General features: G+C 46.6%; 15 protein-coding genes and 1 tRNA gene. 7 read left to right on the top strand and 9 right to left on the bottom strand.

The window, feature by feature from the left end:
• Positions 1-19: 19 nt before the first annotated feature.
• The gene (locus tag B5D63_RS22195) at positions 20-1360 is read left to right on the top strand and encodes a TIGR00341 family protein (protein ID WP_078671023.1); all 1341 of its coding nucleotides are present in this window, start codon (positions 20-22) and stop codon (positions 1358-1360) included.
• Between the two features lie 31 nt (positions 1361-1391).
• Here B5D63_RS22195 and B5D63_RS22190 read toward each other — a convergent pair whose 3' ends face one another.
• The 5 genes from B5D63_RS22190 to B5D63_RS22170 form a co-directional block, all read right to left on the bottom strand.
• Complete coding sequence (locus tag B5D63_RS22190) at positions 1392-3239, bottom strand: chloride channel protein (protein WP_078671022.1); 1848 nt, start codon at positions 3237-3239, stop codon at positions 1392-1394.
• A 26-nt stretch (positions 3240-3265) separates the two neighbouring features.
• On the bottom strand, positions 3266-4516 hold the full coding sequence (locus B5D63_RS22185; RefSeq protein ID WP_078671021.1) for a cation:proton antiporter: 1251 nt from the start codon (positions 4514-4516) through the stop codon (positions 3266-3268).
• 8 nt (positions 4517-4524) lie between these two features.
• Complete coding sequence (locus B5D63_RS22180) at positions 4525-4758, bottom strand: hypothetical protein (RefSeq protein WP_078671020.1); 234 nt, start codon at positions 4756-4758, stop codon at positions 4525-4527.
• 93 nt (positions 4759-4851) lie between these two features.
• Positions 4852-7098 carry a bifunctional alpha,alpha-trehalose-phosphate synthase (UDP-forming)/trehalose-phosphatase gene (locus B5D63_RS22175; protein ID WP_078671019.1) on the bottom strand — a complete coding sequence of 749 codons (2247 nt, stop codon included), beginning with the start codon at positions 7096-7098 and terminating at the stop codon, positions 4852-4854.
• A 985-nt stretch (positions 7099-8083) separates the two neighbouring features.
• On the bottom strand, positions 8084-9211 hold the full coding sequence (locus B5D63_RS22170) for a serine hydrolase domain-containing protein (RefSeq protein ID WP_078671018.1): 1128 nt from the start codon (positions 9209-9211) through the stop codon (positions 8084-8086).
• 912 nt (positions 9212-10123) lie between these two features.
• Between B5D63_RS22170 and B5D63_RS22165 the strand changes: the two genes are divergently transcribed.
• A complete protein-coding gene (locus tag B5D63_RS22165; protein WP_078671359.1) occupies positions 10124-11185 on the top strand; it encodes a serine hydrolase domain-containing protein in 1062 nt (353 codons plus the stop codon).
• A 480-nt stretch (positions 11186-11665) separates the two neighbouring features.
• Here the strand turns inward: B5D63_RS22165 and B5D63_RS22155 are convergent, their stop codons facing one another.
• From B5D63_RS22155 to B5D63_RS22145, 3 genes are all read right to left on the bottom strand, one after another.
• On the bottom strand, positions 11666-12889 hold the full coding sequence (locus B5D63_RS22155; protein WP_143313033.1) for a site-specific integrase: 1224 nt from the start codon (positions 12887-12889) through the stop codon (positions 11666-11668).
• Positions 12890-13191: 302 nt separating this feature from the next.
• Positions 13192-13265 (bottom strand) — tRNA-Pro (locus tag B5D63_RS22150).
• A gap of 68 nt (positions 13266-13333) precedes the next feature.
• A complete protein-coding gene (locus B5D63_RS22145; protein ID WP_078671015.1) occupies positions 13334-14170 on the bottom strand; it encodes a helix-turn-helix domain-containing protein in 837 nt (278 codons plus the stop codon).
• Positions 14171-14270: 100 nt separating this feature from the next.
• Here B5D63_RS22145 and B5D63_RS22140 point away from each other — a divergent pair, with 100 nt between their 5' ends.
• Positions 14271-14651, top strand: coding sequence for a peptide deformylase (locus B5D63_RS22140; RefSeq protein WP_078671358.1), 381 nt, complete (start codon positions 14271-14273; stop codon positions 14649-14651).
• 16 nt (positions 14652-14667) lie between these two features.
• Positions 14668-15165, top strand: a complete 498-nt coding sequence (locus B5D63_RS22135; protein ID WP_078671014.1) for a hypothetical protein — start codon at positions 14668-14670, stop codon at positions 15163-15165.
• Here the strand turns inward: B5D63_RS22135 and B5D63_RS22130 are convergent.
• On the bottom strand, positions 15162-15623 hold the full coding sequence (locus B5D63_RS22130) for a PH domain-containing protein (RefSeq protein WP_078671013.1): 462 nt from the start codon (positions 15621-15623) through the stop codon (positions 15162-15164). The two genes, B5D63_RS22135 and B5D63_RS22130, sit on opposite strands and share 4 nt — an antisense overlap.
• An 82-nt stretch (positions 15624-15705) precedes the next feature.
• Here B5D63_RS22130 and B5D63_RS22125 point away from each other — a divergent pair, with 82 nt between their 5' ends.
• The 3 genes from B5D63_RS22125 to B5D63_RS22115 all read left to right on the top strand — a co-directional run bounded on the left by B5D63_RS22125 (position 15706) and on the right by B5D63_RS22115 (position 20972).
• Positions 15706-16611, top strand: coding sequence for a LytTR family DNA-binding domain-containing protein (locus tag B5D63_RS22125; protein ID WP_159456115.1), 906 nt, complete (start codon positions 15706-15708; stop codon positions 16609-16611).
• Between the two features lie 306 nt (positions 16612-16917).
• Complete coding sequence (locus tag B5D63_RS22120; protein ID WP_078671011.1) at positions 16918-19668, top strand: TonB-dependent receptor; 2751 nt, start codon at positions 16918-16920, stop codon at positions 19666-19668.
• 23 nt (positions 19669-19691) lie between these two features.
• Entirely contained in the window at positions 19692-20972 is a 1281-nt protein-coding gene (locus B5D63_RS22115; RefSeq protein WP_078671010.1) for a parallel beta-helix domain-containing protein, read from the top strand.

Below are 20972 nucleotides of genomic sequence, written 5' to 3'. Positions count from 1 at the left end.
TCATTAATCTCGAATCACTATGGTGAAAAAGAAGAAACATAAATTCCTTCGATATATACGGCTGACTATTGCCCGGAGGTTCAATCTCCATCTTGACAAGGCAGATGAGGATGACGTTATCGTCTCCATTAAGAAGAACTCCGACTTTAAGGGGGCCAATTTATGGACACTGATTTTTGCCATTTTTATAGCCTCGATCGGGCTAAATGTCAACTCTACTGCCGTTATCATTGGCGCAATGCTTATATCACCCTTAATGGGCCCCATCATGGGTGTTGGCCTTGGTATTGGTATCAGTGATTTCGAATTGGTGAAGAAAGGAGTCCGGAACCTGCTGATCGCAACGCTGATCAGCATTGCTACCTCAACGCTTTATTTTTGGGTGACACCGTTACATGATGCACAAAGCGAGCTACTGGCAAGGACTACACCTTCTGTCTGGGACGTGTTCATCGCTTTCTTTGGCGGTTTGGCTGGCATTGTGGCCGGTACCAGGAAGGAAAAGAGCAACGTCATTCCTGGTGTGGCTATAGCGACTGCATTAATGCCTCCATTGTGTACGGCAGGCTATGGCCTGGCAAGTGGTCACATTTATTATTTCCTGGGTGCCTTGTACCTTTATTCAATCAACAGCGTATTTATTTGTATCAGTACCTTTTTAATCGTTCGATTCCTTAAGTTCCGCAAAAGGAGCTTTGAAGACAAAACCTATGAACGTAAAGTTTCCCGCTATATTCTAATCATAATTGTTATTACTGTAACGCCAAGCATATACCTGGCCTATGGCATCGTGCAGAAAAGCATTTTTGAGGGAAACGCACAGAAGTTCGTTAAAGAGCAATTTCAATTCAAGAATACCCAGGTAGTCAATAAAGCGTTTAAGTATAGCGGCAAAGGAGGAGAGATTGATCTGTTGCTGATCGGATATGAGCTGCCAGAAACCTCTATAGAGGCCATCCGAAAGAAAATGAAGCTTTATAACCTTCAGCACGCTAAGCTCAGCATTCGACAAGGGCTGAACGCCAAACAGGAAATCGACCTTTCACAAATTAAGGCGAGCATACTGGAGGACGTTTTTAAGAAAGATTCGACCGTGGTAAACCCGGCAAATCGTTCAGCGCCTTTGCTGGAGTATTCCTTTCCGGACATCGGATCAGAGTTGAAAGCTCTTTATCCCACCCTGAACTACTATGCGGCTTCAAACGTAGTAGTACACAGGGCAGATACTTCCGCCTCCGATACCATCACCCTGGTGTTTGCGAGCTTTTCTCGTGCAATCCGTACATCTGATCGCCTAAAGCTCCAAAATTGGCTCAAAACGAGGCTAGAGGCCGACACGATTAAGCTGGTTGTTCAATGATAGTTGTCAGGACTTTAAAGTTTAACGGCTCTTATTCGGAGTATTCTTTCAGCAATGCTCTATAGCGGGTAAGTATTGCTGATTTCGAGATGAAACCTATAAATTCATCACTTTCTCCAACTACCGGCAAATGCCATTGCCCTGTTTCATCGAAGACCTTTATAATTTGGGGTATTTCATCTTCAGGATGGATAATGGCAGCAGGAGCTGTTACCAATTGGGTAATGCTGCCGCTGATTGCTGCATCCTTAGTGAACAATATGGGTCGTATGTCGTCTAAGGTAAGTACGCCGGCAAGGCCGCCATGATTGTTGAGGACGGCAAAAATATTCTTTTTGCCGTGTTTTACGAGATCCAGGAGCTCTCCCATCGTGGCGTCTTCGGTAACGGCTTGGGGTTGCCTGTCTATAAAGGCCTCAGTACGTAAAGTTGACAGCAAATTTTTGTCGTGTTCCCGGGTGAAAATTTTCCCCTGGTCCGCAAGCGCCTTTAAGTCGGGAGAGATCGGGGAATACCATTTGCCGATAAGATACGCTGTTACCGAAACGACCATTAGCGGTATAAACAAGTCATAGCCGGAGCTCGACTCTGCAATCAAGAATATGGCTGTGAGTGGGGCATATAATGCTCCACTCATGACACCTGCCATACCCACTAACATCAGGTTGGTAACAGGCACCTCCGTCAGGCCGACTTGCTGGCAAATCGTAGCAAATAAAAATCCCAAGGTGCCGCCGGCGAACAGGGAAGGGGCAAAGTTACCGCCGTTCCCGCCACTATATATTGTGATGGAAGTAGCAAATGCTTTTAGCAAGCAGATAAGCGCCAGAAAAACAGTGATAGACCATTGCTCCAGTTCAACATACCGGAAGAAGCTATTGTGGATGATGGTTGGCGCTCTGCCCATTGTGAAATACTTGATGACATCATATCCTTCCCCGAATAAGGGTGGGGATAATACGCATAAAACAGAAAGTATCAATCCCCCTAGCATTGCTTTTTGAATCCTGGAGAGTTTCAATTTGTGAAAGAAATGCTCCACATGCTGTGATACAACGACAAAATAGCGGGCAAACAGGCCGGTTAGGACTCCTAATATTAGATAATAGAGTATGTTGTGATAGTTAAATGGCTCTCTTGAATGGAACCGGAAAAGAATGTCCTCCTGCAAAATAATCCTCGATACCAGGCTACCACAAACCGCTGCAACAACCAGGGGAATGAAATCTGAAAAAACGACGCCGGTAAGCAGTATCTCGAAGGCAAACATAATTCCAGCGATGGGCGCATTAAAGGCGGAAGCGATACCAGCAGTAGCGCCGGCAGCAAGCAAAAGAGTCCGTTCCCTGTAGTTAAGCCGGTAGGTCCTGGCAAAATTTGAACCGATTGCTGCACCGGTTACCGCTATGGGACTCTCAAGTCCTGCCGATCCTCCCAGGCCGACTGTGATTGCGCTCTGTATCATCTGGGAGTACATTTTAACCGAAGAGACGATACTGGAGTTCTGCGCGATCTCATATAGGATCGCACCGATGCCTTTTCGATCCTGGCCCCTGAAAACAGAAAGCACAATTGCGGTAGTAAGGACGATGCCTAGAAAAGGAAAGATCAGGTAGAAGAGCACCTGGTATTCAAAATGCAGTTTGTGCGTTATGAAATAATGGATTTGATGGACCAGTGTTTTAAGAAGTACACCGGCCAGCCCTGCCGTGAAACCAACAAGTATACCCGAGAGTATCAGAAATTGACTGCGGCTGAGCCGGCTCTTTAACCAAAATAGTATTAATTCATAGCTCCGCACCTTCTGAATGCTAAATCTTTGAAAGTCCCGCTTGAATTTCAAAAAGCTATGATATTTCCTTTTTGAGCTAGTTTTCACGGCATAAACAGATAAGACAATTGATTCTAAGCGCGAATGGGGCCAGGAAGTATTCGTTTAATTAACTTGTCGATAGTCAATCCCTGGACGAGGATCGAGAATAGCACTACAATAAACGTAATGGATACGATCACATCCTTAAAGGGGCTGGGAGGAAGGGAAAGCGCAAGGGCAATTGAAATTCCACCCCTCAGCCCGCCCCAGGTCATAATAGTAAGTGTTTTTGTGCTCAGCTCTTTTTTAAAACCAAATGAAAATGCGGGCAAAAATAAAGAGATAAAGCGTGCTACAACCAGCAGCATTGCTGTAGCAAAGCCCACAAAAAGAAAATTGACCTCAAATTTTACCACGATAATCTCAAGACCGATGAGCAAGAAGAGGATTGCGTTCAAAACCTCATCGGTTACCTCCCAAAATTTGCCCAGGTAGTCTCTGGTTACATCACTCATGGCAAGCGCCTTTCCCCTGTTACCGGTCATGATCCCTGCCACAACCATCGCTAGTGGCCCTGAAACATGGATAAAGTGACATAGGCTATACCCACCCATCACCATTGCCAAAGAAATGAGAATCTCCGTCTGGAAGTGGTCTATGGACTTCATGAACCGATAGCCGAGAAAACCGATGATCAAACCGACAAGCAGCCCCCCAATGGCCTCTTCAACAAACAAGAGGGCAATATCGGCGGCCCCGAAATGCTCAATTCCAACAGTGGCAATTTGAAGTAGTGTTGCAAAAACAACAACGCCGATGCCGTCGTTGAAGAGAGATTCCCCGACAATATTAGTTTCGACAGACTTCGAGAGGTTCGCCTTCTTTAAGATGCCCATTACAGCTATCGGATCGGTAGGTGAGATCAGGGCGCCGAAAAGCAGGCAGTAAATAAGAGGAATTTCCTGCTGGGAAATTCTCAGGAGGAGAAAGACCAGAAATCCTACTAAAAATGTAGAGATCAGTGTACCGAAAACTGCAAATACTGTTATACTTTTTGCTTCCTTTCGAAGGTCGGGAAGTTGTACATGCAGTGATCCGGCGAACAACAAAAAGCTCAGTAAAATACCGAGCAAAAATTCAGAGAAATCGATCAGAGCCAGTTTCTGCCTGACCATGTCGCCAAACCCCGTAGAGAAATGTCCAACCAAGATAACACCCAGTGCCGCCACGGTGCTCATTAACATCAGGCTAATACCGGAAGGGAGTTTGATGTAGCGAACGTTAATATACGAAAACGTGGCCGCCAGCGAAATCAGCAGTGAAAAAAGTATAAAAAGTTCCATCCGTAGTATTACTTCATTTTGGCAACATCCTTGTCGATCTGAAGCTCGTCCAGGGCGGTAAGATCTTTGTACCCGCGAAGCGCAGCATAGTATCTACATCCGGCAGCCCTGGCTTTTGTTCTATCGTTGCCCTTTAATGCATTATCGTATTCCGACCTAAACTTCCGTATCTTTCTGCTTTTTGCCTGCTGCCAGTATAAGGTCAGTGCCAGTATAACAAGTAGAATTATAGCAAAGATCATGGAAGAAATTTCAGTATGTAAAAAACGCCGTCTACAAAAGTATAAATGTTCCCTTTATCCCGCAAACTAAATTTAGTTGACCGACGGTTAGGTCTATCTGCTGTCTTTGCTGGGTAATCTGTTGCCAGCCGGTGCAGCCTGCACCAGGTTTTGCAGGAGGGAAAGGACGGTCGCAGGGTTGTGAAGATTGTACTTCGCAAACGAAGGCTCATTTCCTACTTTTATCGTAAAGGAGTCAGGGAGCTGGCCTACTTCATAAAACATATCTTCGTCGGTCGTATCATCACCTATAGCCAAAACAAAATCATAAGCTGCTGATTTTAGTATCAAGTCAGTAGCCACGCCCTTATTTACTCCCTTGTTCCTTACTTCTATTACCTTGTTGCCCTGAAGTACCTGCAAGGGCATATTTGCCGTGTGTCGAAGCAGGTCTGCATGAAGCTCCTTTGACCTAGCAGCACTTTCTGCTATGTTAGCATTCCTGTAATGCCAGGCGATAGAATACTCCTTTTGTTCGATAAAGCTGTTGGCACAACGGGATACGTAAGCGTCCATAAGCGTAAACACATTCTCTTGCCAATCCGTTTTCAGGGGAACGGCCGCCAGGGACTGCCACGGCCCGCCGATATTCCTGATCCTGGCGCCATGTTCGGAGATAAGCCCTATCGGCAGGTGTCCCAACCAGGAATCGAGCGTTTTGCTGTCCCGGCCGCTAACTATGTAGACCTGGTTATTTCCGGACTCCGAAAGCACTTTTAAAATATTGGTTACCTCGGGTCCAGGTGCTGCATCCATCGGAACTTTTGAGAAAGGCGCCAGTGTGCCATCGTAATCCAGCAGTATTAACCTGCTTTGCGCTATCGTATATTGATGTATAAGTTGCAGCTTCGCCGGCGCATCCAAGAATTTGATCTCAAATTCTAACTGAACACTTTTTATCTGCTGTAACTGTTCCAGGAAGTCAGTTGCCCAGGCTACTACATCATAGCGGCGTATTCGGTTTTGCATCGCGTATATCCTTTCCTTTTGCTCTTGGAAAGGCATTTCGAGTGCCTTCTTAATCATTTCTGAAATTTCGTCGCTGTCGTTGGGGTTGATAAGCAGTGCCTCGGTCAGCTCCTTTGAGGCTCCGGCCATTTCACTTAGAATCAACACGCCTTTTCCATCTTTTCTGCTCGCAATAAATTCCTTAGCTACCAGGTTCATCCCGTCTCTTAAGGGGGTGATCAACGCAACGTCGCATGTCAAGAAAAGGGCGATCAGCTCTTCAAAATTGAGATGATCGTATTGATATATTACAGGCTGCCAGACAATACTGCCAAACCGGCTGTTTAATCTCCCTATAAACTCGTCGATCATTTTCTTTCTTTCTATATATCTCGAAATGGAATCCCTGGATGGAATAACGGTCAGTACGAATATTACATTTCCGATGTATTCGGGGTTGTTTTCGAGGAAACGTTCATATCCTTTTAACCGATTGGATATTCCCTTTGTATAGTCCAGTCTGTCTACAGAGAATATCATTTTTCTCTCTCCTTTTATGTTACTGTATTCCGCCGCAATCTCCCTGACCGCCTGGCTGTCGGAAGCGTTGTTAAAGCGCTCAAAATCAATGCTGACAGGAAATGCATCTATCTTAATTGTCCTATTCTTCCAAAAAATATGCTGGCCGTTCGTTTCTATCTTAAGGATCGTTTCCAGGCAGGAAGTGAAATGCTGAAGATAGTCTATAGTATGAAATCCGATTAAATCAGCGCCCAGCAGGCCCTCGAGGATATTTTGCTGCCACCGTTTGGGTATAACGCGGAATAGCTCGTAAGATGGGAAGGGGATATGAAGAAAGAAGCCGATAGCAATTGAAGGAAATCTCTGTCGCAATATCGCGGCCAGCGGCAAAAGATGGTAATCATGTATCCAGACGATATCGTGTTCGTTTAGGTTATTCAAAAGCTCTTGAGCAAAGTGATCATTGACCCGGGTATAAGCATCGAAGTGTGTAGCGTTATAATCGACAAAAGTAGGGAAGTAGTGGAATAGCGGCCAGATAAGCGAATTAGAGAATCCGTTGTAATACTCGTCATATAATTGCTCTTCAATGAATATTGGCAAAAAGACGTATTCCTCTGTTCGGCCAGGTAATTTTTGCCAGATGGAAGCGTCGCATCCGGGTATGCCTGCCCAAATGACTTCTCCAAAGCGTTCTTTGCCGCCTTTGCCCAGAAATGCGCTTACTGCTGATACCAGACCTCCGGACGCCTGTCGGCTCGACACAGTATTCCCGTTTATTTCTACGGCTAAGGGCAAACGATTGGAAACAATGATTAAGCGATTTGGCATAGCGTTACTTTGGTTTTTTGATTTAAGCTTAAGCAGCTATATAATTAAGCTTTGGAATGTGAGGCAGAAGAATGTCTGCAGGGAATTAATAAACCTGTGGATGAACAGCAGAATGGATAAAGATAGTGTATTATTTTGAACTATTACACTACAAATTCGTACTACTATCTACATAAACATAACGCGTGTATCTCTCGCAAGTAAAGCGAATAATCATTGATACTGCAATGACACATGTATACGGCCTGACTGTGGTAAATGCCTTGTATCAAAAGAGCGATTAGGAATAACCCACAATAATATTATTGCAGGCTTTGTAAAAAAATATCAAAGGGTTTCTTATCGAAAGAGACACTATTATTACACTTGCCAATCAACGGGATGCATTCCCGCGTTATAGTTTCCGTGAGGACCTAGTATCTTCCTTAGGAGAATAACCCTTTCATTTTATAGTTTAGAACCTCTATCTAAAGTATTTATGTCTGAAAGAAGTTTTCAAAGATGCCTGAGATAGCTAAGGATTTATTTGCCTAAAGTGAAATTGACAGAAAATAACTTAATAGAAAAATTGGGCCGATAGAAGTAGCAGACTTGGACACTTTGCTTGAATTTCACTTAACAAAGAAGATGGAAAGTGGTTCATCAGATTTTAATGATGGTGTAAACGGACCTTCTGATTCATGATTAATACCGCATCCGAAGCTTTATTACTGTTGATGTATGAAAAAGTTATTTGCTCTCTGCATTGCCAAAACACTGCTGTGCGCAGCCAGCATTGCTCAGACTCCAAATGAAAAGACAGACCGCTATCTGATAACACAGATGAAACAGAGGCAGATTCCCGGTTTGCAAATTGTAGTTATAATAGGAACAAGTGTGGTTTTCTCCGCTTCAAAAAGGAATTGCTGATGTGGCTTTTAATATTCCGATACGCGATAGCACCACTTTTTCTATTAATTCCGCTAAGAAGCTAAAATTCATCGGGTCAGCGATAATAGGTTGCTAGATCATCTATAAATAACTCAGGGTTTCCCCCTGCGAGATTGGTTAACACAATTATAGCCAGGTCATCAGCGGTATAATAGAAGAGTGCAGCCCTTCCACCTCCAATGGCCGTCGCCACATTGTGTTTTTCCCGAAGTATCACCGGCCAACCCAGGGCATAACCGTTCAACAACCCACCAAAGCCGCCGTAAGTACCATTATTCAATTTCACAGGCATCCACATTTCCGCTATGTTTTTTTTATCGCGGAGCAACTTCTTCGTTTGCAGCTTCGTTACCCACAGGGCCAGGTCTGTAGCAGTAGTAAACATTCCTGCATCTGTCCACAAAATGCCGGGGAATTCTTCATAGGCCTCTTCCAGTTTATCGGTTTTAAGGTACCGGCCATTGGCACACTGATGAAAGTACGAATAAGTAGGTGCCTTATGGGGTATGATATTATAGGAATTGGAAAAGACAGTATGTTTCATTCCGGCAGTTGCCAGCTGATGCTTATGAAAAAATTCGGCAAAAGGTATGCCGCCGAGTTTATCGATGATTTTACCGATCAGCAGGTAATTGGTTGTATTGTAACTAAATTGCTCACCGCTCTGAAACTCCATCGGGAGCGCCTGAACCTTCTGCCAGGAAGCATATTCCTCGTTATCACTTATCAAGCGGTCGGTGATGGGATCTGTTATATCCGGAATGCCGGAAACATTTGCTAGGAGTTGGCGGATAGTGACATTCTTCCAGCTATCGGGGAGACTGTCCAGGTAGTTGGAAACAGGAGCATCGATACTCAGTTTACCGGCTTCCTTTAATTGCAATATCGCTACGCCTGACAAGATTTTGGCAATAGAGTTGACAGAAAATATGGTGTTTTTCGTAACAGGGATACTATCATTCAGGTTCGCAATGCCATAACAACGGTTATCCAGGATCTTTCCGTGTTTCACCACAGCGAGTTGCAAACCTGGGATGTGACGTTCATTCATTACGCGTGTAACAAGAGCGTCTACACTATCGCCAACAGGATTTCCAGGCGTACCTTTTCCCGCCGGCAGGGCATTACTGAGTGAAGCAAGCAACAGCAGGTTAACAAAAAAAACGACGGATAGTCTGATCATTTGAATGTATTAAGTATTAAAAATACAAAATGTCTACAAACGGGCTAGTCAGCGATGGCGCTCTTCTGCATTTTCCGGATCTATTGCCATTACCAATACCAATTTACAACTAACAAAGCAGTACATGGGCTTTCCCCACCAGCTGGGCCAGCATACAGGTGGCTTCGTGATGACACGGGGATTTTCATAGATGGATTTGGATAGGGATTAACGGCTGTCAACTGTGGGTTATTGCCAAAAAGACCCGGTTATAATTGACCAGGACTTTGTGTGTTTATGTTAATGTACTATTGCCGCATAATCTTGAACTCCCATTTACCGTTGTCGGTAGCAGGAATTATGAGTTGCCGATGTATATAAAAAAGAAGTCAAAATTTTTTGAAAGAAACATGGTTCAATCATTTCTTAGTTTCTCAATCATGCACTAATTCTACTAAATTCGACCTATTTTCATTACCTCAATAGAAAATCAAAGCATGCCTGGGCAAATTTGAGAATGTTTTCGACGAAAAATATATTTTGTTACAGACAATGTGAATCGAGTTTTCTCGATCTCTATCTAAGTGTAATGATGGGATTATAGTTACCGTATATGGTAAAGAAATACCCTACTATCTATCACAACTTATTTTTAGAAGTTTAAGCCAACGTTTTTTATCCCGGCGCATCAATTACAAACATGGAAGGTAGTATAGTAGAGAACGTCTCCTTGTTTTGTATGGAAGTTATTGGTAAATGTATTAGAAAACACAGTAAAATTGAATAGCACCTATCGCCTGTACTTCCAACAGATAATTGGGGGGCCTAGCTTTTATTGCTATTATAGTTATTGCGACGAGTAGGCGAACGGGTATCTGAAAGTCGTATCTATTATTTATTCTTAGTCTCCAAAAAAAAATGGCGATCCCTTATATGCCAGAAACCAACATCATCCAAATGTCCAGGGTAATATCTCTGTTAATAATTTCGCTTTGTTTGTCTTTGATTTCTTGTGGTAAGAAAAGAAAAGGTGCCCGCGAAGTTGTAGTAAGCTATTATACAGAAGGCAAGTTTAATGGCGCGATTTTGATAGCGAAGGACGGCCGAAGAATTTATGATACTTTATTGGGCTATAGTGATTTTGATCATAAAACCAAGTTACACCTGCATACAGTTTTTTATATAGCTTCATTGAGTAAGCCAGTTACGGCAATAGGTATCATGCTGCTGCAACAAAAGGGACTTTTGCATTATGACGACCTCGCAGCTAGCTATGTTAAAGGGCTGCCTGGATATGCGGGGGGAATTACAATACGACAATTATTGACACACACTTCAGGAATAAGAGATTATGAAGGCGTTTTAGACAACAGAAAACAACTCACAAATCAGGATGTCATAAAATGGCTAAACGAAGAGAGAAAGTTGCAATTTATTCCTGGCAGCCAATTTGCTTATAGTAATAGCGGCTATATCATTTTATCATTAGTTATTGAAAGTATCTCCGGACTGTCGTACAGCCAATTTTTACAGGAGAATCTATTTACCCCTTTAGGTATGCTGCACACAAAAATCTTTGACAAAACAAACAGCTTAATGGAAAATAGAGCCATCGGATTCAACAAGCAGAAAGCATTGGACGATTATTCTTTATTAACCACCGGCGATGGTGGTATATATGCGACTGTTGAAGATCTTTATGTTTTAGACCAAGCATTGAGACACGGTTCCTTGTTGTCTGTAGAAAATATAAAGTTGATGTATGAGCCACCAACACTATTAAGTGGCAAAATGAGCAAATATGGTTTTGGATGGTTTATTGACAAGCACAACGGGTCAACAATAGCCCAACATACCGGAGGGCTCGATGGATTCCGGGCTTTGTTCTGGAGAGATTTAGATAATGATTTAACTATCATTACACTTACCAATCAAGGGGATGCAATCCCGCTTTATAATTTTCGCGAGGACCTACTATCCTCTTTAGGAAAATAAGCTTTTCATTTGATACTTCAGAATCTTTATCCAGTCTTATTGAAAACATCCATGTACCCCCGAGATGTTAGTCAAGGCCATTATAGCAAAAAGGTGGGTATAATATAAGATTTATCTTAGTTTTTCAATATAATAGCTGCCTGGTATGGGCAGCTATTATAGTTACTGATACATTATGTATACTTTTTCCGGCTTCAGCCTTACATAGCCCTCCGAATCCAAGTCAAGCTTGGCGAGGAGCTCAGGGGGATTATTAGTGCTTATCCGGATGTGAAATTCTCGAATCGTTCCGCGTATGTCCTTAGTAACATCAATCGGTAAATGGCTCAGTTTTCCATACTCTTCTAGGCTAATGCCTAGCAATTTCGCTATCGCAAAATCAGTAAGACGTGCCCGGTATTAATACACATATGATTTAACTTGCATTTTATGTTTTTGCATCTATTGAATCTTTTTGGGGTATGGCATATATTGAATCAATTATTTGGAAGCCAATTTCTGTCTCAAATTTTTCATGTCTTCGCTCAGTTTAGCAGCAACGATTTCGCCATAAATTTGGGTTGTTGAAATTTTCGTATGACCCATCATCTTGCTTACTGACTCAATAGGCATGCCGTTTGTAAGCATTACAGTTGTCGCGAATGTGTGACGAGCATCTTTGAATCGCAAAGGCCGGGGATGCCCTGCTATATAGCCAATGATTTTTAGTTTATCATTTACGGTCTTGTTTGAAACGTATGGAAATACTGTTCCACGTGCTATTGCCCTTGGATCATTTCTATATTTTTCTATGATTGAGATTGATATTGGAAGTAGTGGAATCAATACCGGTTCAGCGTTCTTTTCTCTTTGCTGCCTAATCCAAGGGGTATGATCTACGCCTTCTACTATTTCTTCTCTTTTCAGATTAATTGTATCACTATAGTGCGGACTGGTGTAGCAGGCGAAAACGAAAAGATCGTGGACAAGTTGCAGCATAGGGTCGTTAAATGCCAGGACCTCTACCGCAGCTAGCTCAGTATCGGAGAGATACGATCTTTGTACTTTGTCAAATTTAAGTCTAAATTGGCGGAATGGATGATGTTTGAGCCAGCCCATCTTTACAGCTAACCCGCCAACCTTACGTGTCCGTTCCAAGTGCTTCATAGTACCGTTGTTTGTCAAAGGGTTTAGTGGGTCAATTGGGTTATTGGCTATGTAGTTGCCGAATTCCAGCATGAACGCATAATCAAGCTCTGATAAGAGTATATCAGTGCGCTTTTTGGCTTTCAAATAGTTTTGTATATAGGCAAACGTTGTCAGGTAGTTCTTAACTGTTCCGCGTTTGAGTCCGCAAGTTTTATTATGATAGCTGAATAATTCGCAAAGCGAATTGGTGTTCTGTTCTAGTCCCAGAAGTTTTATTTTTAGTATCTCTCCTGTGATGGGTTGATTCCTTAATTTTAATTCGTCATAATGATGGGTGACCTTCCCTTTCACTTGGTCAAGAAAGTGGCGAAGTTTAAGTACATCAGGATCATTACTTTTTCCCTTCCCCTTCGCAGTCTTAAGAACTGTTTTATCAATTGTTTTTTGCAGAGAGAAATCTGTGGGCTTCCCCTTTACTGTAATGCGGCAATAGAGAAGTGCATTACCGGTTTTAATTTTTGTTCTTTCTGTTTTCGGAAAGAAGCTAACCCCGTAGGTTGTTTGTGTCTGTTCCATAAAAATCGGTTTAGTAAACAAATGCGTTCACGGTTGTCGATTTTTGAGGTAGAAGCGCACTTTAAAATGACACAAAATGGACTAATTGGTATCCTTTTGTTTCAAACCATATTCAGTTATTGTGGTTTGAAATTCAAAGTGTTAACCTCAAAAATGTCCTCAAAGTTGCGGACATTTTTGAGGACCATGAATTGGCCACGAATACCTTGAAATGGATGGATATGACTTGATATGCAATTAATAGAAAAAGCCTGTAAACCGTACGATTTACAGGCTTTTATACTTCTTTGAAACGTGTGTAGTCGGGATGACTGGATTCGAACCAGCGGCCTCTTCGTCCCGAACGAAGCGCGCTACCGGGCTGCGCTACATCCCGTTTTTGTTCGGGGCCACAAAGTAAGCACGATTTTTTTAAAAATCCAAGTTTTTTTTGCTGCCCAAATCCTATAACAAGCAGTCGCCTTGCTCACGAAGCCGCTCCCGGAAACACCCCGGTGCCAGGCCGGTAAACTGCCTGAACTCCTTGATAAGGTGGTTTTGATCATAATATCCATGCTCCAGCGCGACAGCCATAAAATCTACCGGATGGGAATACATCAGTGCCAGGGAGGCTTGTAGGAAACGGTACTGCCGCAGGAACAGCTTGGGCGGCAGGCCGGTATAGTAACGGAAGTTCCGTTCCAGCCATTTGTAGTTAACGCCCAGAATGGCGGTTAGTTCTTTAACGGTCGTAAGGCCCTTACGTTGACAGATATACGAAAAGACGCTTTCCAGCAGGCCGTTATGCCCCGGCTGCTCCTGCAGCTGCGTGGCCATCCATGCTTCTATGGCGTGTATCTTAGCTGTCGTAGCAGTAGCTGCGGCTACCTGTTGAAGCAGCGTGGCGCCATCGGGCCCCAGCAGTTCCGGCAGGCCCCACGCGACGCGCTGTTGCAGGCGGGCGGGCAGCAGCGGCCAGCGCTGGTAAAAAAGCACCGGGTTGAGGCGGACGATGAGCAGTTCTCCTGCCGGCTGCTGCAGCTGCAGCGTTGTCTTCTCCAGGTATTGACTGCTGATCCAGGCACCGGTGAGGGCAACGGCGCGGTTACCGGTGGTGAAGGTGATGCTGTCTTCCGGATGAGGAAGGAACGCGATGGCTGGCATACCGTCGCTGACGGCGGTGCATCCTCCCTGCAGCCGCGAAGCGGGCAGCACATAAAAACCGGTGATCAGCCGCGAGCGGGCGGCGGCAGGGCGGATCATCTCCAGGCTTTGCATGTATTGGTACAGCGTTACGGGCATAGTGCAAAAGTACAGGCAGGACGTCGGGTTGAGAAATAAATTAATGTCTAATATTTACTATACGGTTACGCGATACGATGGCATTTTTGGGATTAAAAACATGATACTTCCTATTATCGCTTATGGCCACACGATACTGCGTACACCCTGTGCGGACGTGCCGGCGGATTTCCCCGGGCTGCGTGAACTGGTGGAGAACATGTGGCAGACACTGGCAGCCGCCCGCGGGGTGGGACTGGCAGCGCCGCAGGTCCATCAGCCGCTGCGGCTGTTTATCGTAGAAAGCCAGTCCACCTTCGATCACCTCGGTCCGGAAGAACGCGCCCGGCTTTTCCCTGCCGGCGCCGGTATCCGGGAGGTATTCATCAATCCAAAGATAACGCCTGTCTCCCGCCTGTCACCCCTGCAGCGGAAACTGCTGGCCGGTAAACTCGAAAAAGTACGCAAAGGCTGGTACAGGACTGCTTATCCCATGAAATAAATCGTACCTTGCCGCCATGAAAATGAGCCAATATTTGCGGCAGGGGAAATCCGAAAACTACCAGGATGCAGAAGAGAAAGGGTTGCTGAAAGCCGGCGACGTGGCCCGTATGCTGACGAAGAAATTCAACGAGAAAATTTCGGCGAAAGAGCTCACTCCTTTCGCTACTGAATGGCATCACGCCGGCGTATTCAAAGCCGGCAACACCCTGAAAGGCAAAAGAATTTATTTCTTTTCGCCGGCAGCTGTGGAAAAGATAACACTGGAACAGCTGCTGGCCGGCAGGCAACAACCGATAAAGGATACACGGGCCGTGAAAGGATGGTTCCCGCAGTATTTTCGTATGACCGACCCCGTGAGCCGCCGTACCTACAACAAACGTTTTGTCGGCATCTATGAAGGACCGGCACATAAAGCACCCAAAGGCTTTAAAGCACTGCCGGAAGCGGTATTTAGCAAAGCAGTCCAACAAAAAGGGAAGGAGCTGAAAGCAGGAGAGGAACCCGTCTTCTAAGCCGGCAGCTCTGCTTTTACCTGCCTGTAGCCCGCCGTGAAAACACCTTCCGGCGCATAACGCTCCACCCTGTCGAGGATGTCAGCGAAAGGCTTCTTCCGGAAAAAACTGCGGCCGAGCCGTAACGTACGGTCACTGTAACGGATGCTTAACTGCGCTTCACTGTAACGTCCTACACGCGCCATGTCGATAGTGGTGATGTCGGTCCAGCTAAAATGATGCGGCCGCAACCCACCGGTAAAACGGACCGTTTTCGGATCGAGGACCAGCTTCAGCCGCGTATAGGCATACATGGACCAGGCCAGAAAAAAGAACGCTAATCCCATGAAAATGATGTTCTGCCCCTTGATCTCCGTAAACTCCAGGTAAACCATTTCAGCCCCCGTACCTAACATCACGATAGCGCCCGCATAACAAAAGATCCGGAACCACTTTGGAAGGGTAAATATTTCCTGCATACAGCGAATGTATTACTTTCAGTCCACTGCCTTGTCGCTTTCCCTGAAAAAACGTATCTTAATTTTCGAAATCCATCATGGTATGAAAAGCTTGCCAACACTCCCGCTGATCGCAGACCAGCCCCGCTTCAGTCTACTGGACCCGGTGCGGAACAGGATTGAACTGATCGTTTTCTGCAGTGTTTTCAGTTTTTGCTTCATGTATATTTTCCTGCCCTTTAATATCAATATGTGGTATGAAGGACAGCACCTGCCGCTGGTGACGTTCTTCGGCATTTTCACGGGTTGCGGCATACTGGGCCTCACTATCTCCCAGTTCCTGCTGGCAGGCTGGAAAATACGCCGCCGACTCACCAACGCTACCTACCTCTTTTGGCTGCTGGGCGAAATTGTACTGGTGGCCTCCATCGTTACCCTTGTGGACGTACTGCTCACCGATACCTTTTTCTTTACCTGGAGCGAGTTTGTCAGTACCCTGCGGTATACCGCGCTGATCATGCCCCTCCCGTATATGATCTCCCTGCTCTGGTTTTTCTCCCGCGAAAAATACCGGCAGCTGAAATCACTGGAAAACAGGGTGTCACAAATACCGGTCCCTCCCGCCCCGGTAGCCAGCACACCGGTGCTGCCCGTCATTTTACCGGACAATTGCCTGCAAATCAAAGACGAACAGGGAAAAACCGCCCTTTCGGTACATCCGGCCAAACTACTCATGATCAAAGCGGAAGATAACTACGTGCAGGTGTTCTACCGCAACGGTACCGCCGTCAGTAAAGAACTGGTACGGGTATCTCTCAAAAAAATGGAAACACAGCTTACGGCCAACGGCTTCGCCCGCGCACATCGTTCCTACCTGGTCAACCTGTCGAAAGTGGTACTTTTTAAGAAAAATTCAAAAGGGTACTTTTTACAGGTGGAAGGAATGGAAGACACCCCCGTTCCCGTATCCGGAACTTACCTGCCGGTATTCCAGTCAGCCTTCGGCTGATGATCACCTGCGATAAGATGACCCCCTCAAAAATATTCCGTAGATAATACCCAATAGCCGACACCCAATAGCCGAACTCAATAGCCAATAGCCAATAACCGATATTCAATAGCCACCAACCTTTACCAACAGCCTGCTACTCACTAGCCATCAAATCCCCAAATCCCAAAATCCCAAAATTTCAAAATAACAATCCTATTTCGCCCCGTATGTACCTGATTTCACCCCAAACCCGCCGCCGCAGGCACGTTGCCACGGGTGTTTTTGGTAATATCGCCTTTGTCAACCTGTCTAAATTCCACCCTGATGTTCAAAGTCTTATTATCAACCATTATTTGTCTGATGGGTTTTATCCATCTGGCGCATGCCCAGATCACGGTCTCGGGCAATGTGCGCAATGCGGACACCAAAGAGGTGGTTCCCGCCGTATCCGTTACCATGAAAGAAGCGCCTAACGGCGACTATACCAATGATCAGGGCAACTTCCGCTTTTCTGCCAAAAAACAATACCCCGTCACCCTGATTTTTTCATCCCTTGGCTTTGAAACCAAAGAAGTCACCGTCACCGGCGCCGGCGCCCTGAAAGTAGAACTCACCCCGGTATCTGTGCTCGGCCGCGAGGTGGTGGTCTCCGCCAGCCGCTTCACCCAGAAAAAAATCGAATCCCCGGTCACCATCGAACGGATCAGCACCAAAGAAATCATCAACTCCCCCCAGCCCAGTTATTTTAATATGATACAGGGCCTCAAGGGGGTGGATGTGACCACCTCCAGCCTCACCTTTACCACCATCACCACCCGCGGCTTCAATACCAGCGGTAACACCAACTTCACCCAGATCGTAGACGGGATGGACAATCAGGCCCCCGGGCTCAACTTTCCCCTCGGCACCGCCATCGGCCTCACCGAACTGGATGTGGACAACCTTGAAGTGCTGTCCGGCGCCTCCTCCGCCCTCTACGGCTCCCGCGGCCTTAACGGCACCCTCGTCATGACCGGCAAAGACCCGTTCAAATACCAGGGCCTCAGCGCCCAGATCACCCAGGGAGTGAACCATGTCAGTAAAGGCAGATCCAACGACCCCTTCGGGCCATCGCCTTACTACGACTGGACCATCCGCTGGGCCAAAAAAGTGAACGACAAATTCGCTTTTAAAATCAACATGCAATATATACAGGCCAAAGAATGGATGGCCACCGACACCACCAATACCAATGGTCCCGGCGGCCCGCTCACCGACCCCAACTATAACGGGGTGAATAGGTATGGCAGCAAAACATCCGTAGACATCAACCCGTTCCTGCAGGCAGCCCTGGCCCAAACACCGGAGCTGGCGCCCATCATCGACCCGCTGCTGGAAAAAGGCAGCAACTATGTGGCCCGCACCGGCTACCCCGAATACGGCTACCTGAGCAACGACGCCAAATTACTGAAGGCCAACGTAGAGCTGCGGTATAAGATCCGGCCACAGCTGGAAGCCATTATTTCCGGTACCTTCGGAAAAGGCAATGCGGTATACAGCAACGATACCCGCTACGCCCTCACCAATTTCCAGCTGGGACAGTACCGTGCGGAACTGAAAGCGGAACACTGGTTCCTGAGAGGCTACACCACCCGCGAAAACTCCGGTAACACCATTATCGCCAGTCCTACGGCCCAATTGATCAACGAAGCCTGGAAGCCCAGCTTCAACCCCGCCACCGGCGACGGCTGGTACCCCCAGTACACCGGCGCCCTGCTGGAAGCCATGGCAGGCGGTAAAAGCTATACCGACGCCGGTAACATCGCCCGCGCCTTTGCAGACCAGGGCCGCCCCGACGCCTCCAGCCCCCTGTTCCAACACCTGAAAGACAGCATCTCTTCCCTGCCTACCTCCAAAGGAGGTACGCTTTTCCTCGATAAAAGCAAACTGTATAACGTAGAAGGACAATACAATTTCACCCACCTCGTAAAATTTGCGGAGCTGATCGCCGGCCTCAACTACCGCCTGTACCGCCTCGATTCCAAAGGCACGCTGTTCCCCGACAACGACGGCCCCATCGATGTGGCGGAATACAGCGCCTACGTCCACGCTACCAAAAAAGTGCTGAAAGAAAAACTGAGCCTCAGCGCCGCCTTCCGCTACGATAAAAATACCCTCTTCGAAAAACCCCGCATCACCACCAGGGCATCAGCGGTAGCAGAGGTGAACAGGGAAAGTTTTATCCGCTTCTCCTACCAGAACGCCTATAGCTTCCCCTCCAATATCCAGGCGCTGCAAAGCACCCCCGTAGATTATAACAGCTTCGCCTCCGGAGGCTCTTCCCGGCTGCTCAACGGTGTTTACCAGTTCGACCGCTATCCGGCCTATACCCTGGAAAGCGTCGCCAAATACCAGCAAAGCAACAACCCCGCTGACCTGCAGCAATTCACCCTCAGCGATATCAAACCACAGTCCGTAGACGCCTTCGAGTTAGGATACTCCTCCCTGATAGCCAAACGGGTGCTGATAGACGTGCTGGGCTACTACGCCACCTGGAAAAATTTCATCGGCTACGTCAACGTGGCCAATACGCCCGGTACCGACGATCCCACCGCCTTTAAAGACCACAGTACCTATATGGCCTATAATATCGCGTACAACGGCGCAGAGAAGGTAAATACCTACGGCTATGCCGCCAGCGTGGCGGTAGAGATGTCACGCAACTTCATGGCGAAAGTGAACTTCTCATCCGACTTCCTCAAAAACAGGAACAACAGCCAGGTCAACAATTTTAATACGCCTAACTACAAATTCAATATAGACTTCGGCAATACCGGCTTTGGCAATAAAGAACGTTTTGCTTTCAGCACAACTTTCCGCTACCGCCCGGGTTATTTCTATCAGATAGGATTCGGCAGTGGTAACGTACCAGCCTCTTCCGTGATAGATGCGCAGATCAGTTACCGGTTGCTGCAGGCACATTGCAGGATCAAACTGGGCGGCACCAATATCACCAATGTGTATTACCGCAACGGATTCGGCAGCCCGGCCATAGGCGCTATGTACTATGTCAGCTTTGCCTACAACGTATTTTAATCATTTTTAAAAATGGAAATCATATGAAACGACACAACAGTTATTCTATCCTGGCCCTCGCCCTCGCAGGCCTGCTGGCGGCATGCCACTCGTCGCAGGAAGACAGGGACGGATACAAGACCAAACTCACCTTCGGCCCCGGTGAAGAAACCAAAATAGCCGAAGCCTTCCTCACCATTAAAGACAGCAGCAGCATCTTCCTGAAAGAAGGCACCTATAAATTCGATAACCTGAGCATCGCACAGGTAAACCATATCCGCATAGAAGGCGCCGGTCCCGATAAAACAGTGCTGGACTTCTCCTCCCAGAGCCAGGGCGGTGAAGGTATCCGCGTAACGGACGTGAAAGGCTTCGCTATCCACAACATGACGCTGAAAGACTCCAAAGGAGATCTCATCAAAATAAATAAAAGTGAAAAGGTGGTCATCACCCACCTGAATGCGGTATGGTCGAAAGCCGATTCCACCAGCGGCGGCTACGCTATCTACCCCGTGATGTGTAAAAACGTGCTGATAGAACACTGCTACGCGGAAGGCGCTTCCGACGCCGGTATCTACGTTGGGCAGACCGACAGCGCCATCGTCCGTAACTGTAAGGCCTACAAGAACGTGGCCGGCTGCGAAATAGAAAATACCTCCAACGCACAGGTATACGACAACGATTTTTACGGCAACACCGCCGGCTTCCTCATTTTTGACCTGCCCGACCTGTCACAGCGCGGCGGCCATGTGAAAGCCTATAACAACCACCTGCACGATAACAACGAACGTAACTTTGCCAAAGCAGGCAGTTTCGGCTCCACCTGGGGCGTCGGTAACGCTGCTCCCGGCAGTGGAGTGGTGATACTGGCGGCTTCTGATATTGAACTGTACAACAACCGCATCATCAATAACAACTCCAGCGCCATCTCGGTGGTGTCCGGCTTTTTTATTGACACCAATGCAGGCGCTAAAATAAATGATCACTACGACCCTATACCTAAGAACATTCGCATCCATGACAATGAAATGCAGGTGGGTGACAGCTTTCCACCAGCTGTCTATGAGCATCATACCGGTAAAATACTGGTAGCGCTCGAGCAACAGCTCAACGCGCAGGACCCTGCCCGTAAAAACGCCCGCCTGCCTTTCATTACCTACGACGGTATCACCAGCAACGTGCTGACAAAAGGTACCGCCGCCAACCCCGATTCCCTCTGCATCAATCAGAAACAGTCCAACCTGTTTGTGAATGTGCATGCCTTACAGATGGGCACCAAAGAATGGCGCCCCGATACCGTGGTGACACCGTTCTTGTGCAAGTAA

The organism is Chitinophaga eiseniae, assembly GCF_900167135.1.
In the GTDB taxonomy this organism is placed as follows: Bacteria; Bacteroidota; Bacteroidia; order Chitinophagales; family Chitinophagaceae; genus Chitinophaga; species Chitinophaga eiseniae.
Note: the sequence above shows the minus strand (reverse complement) of the source record. Positions and strands in the feature narration are given on the sequence as shown.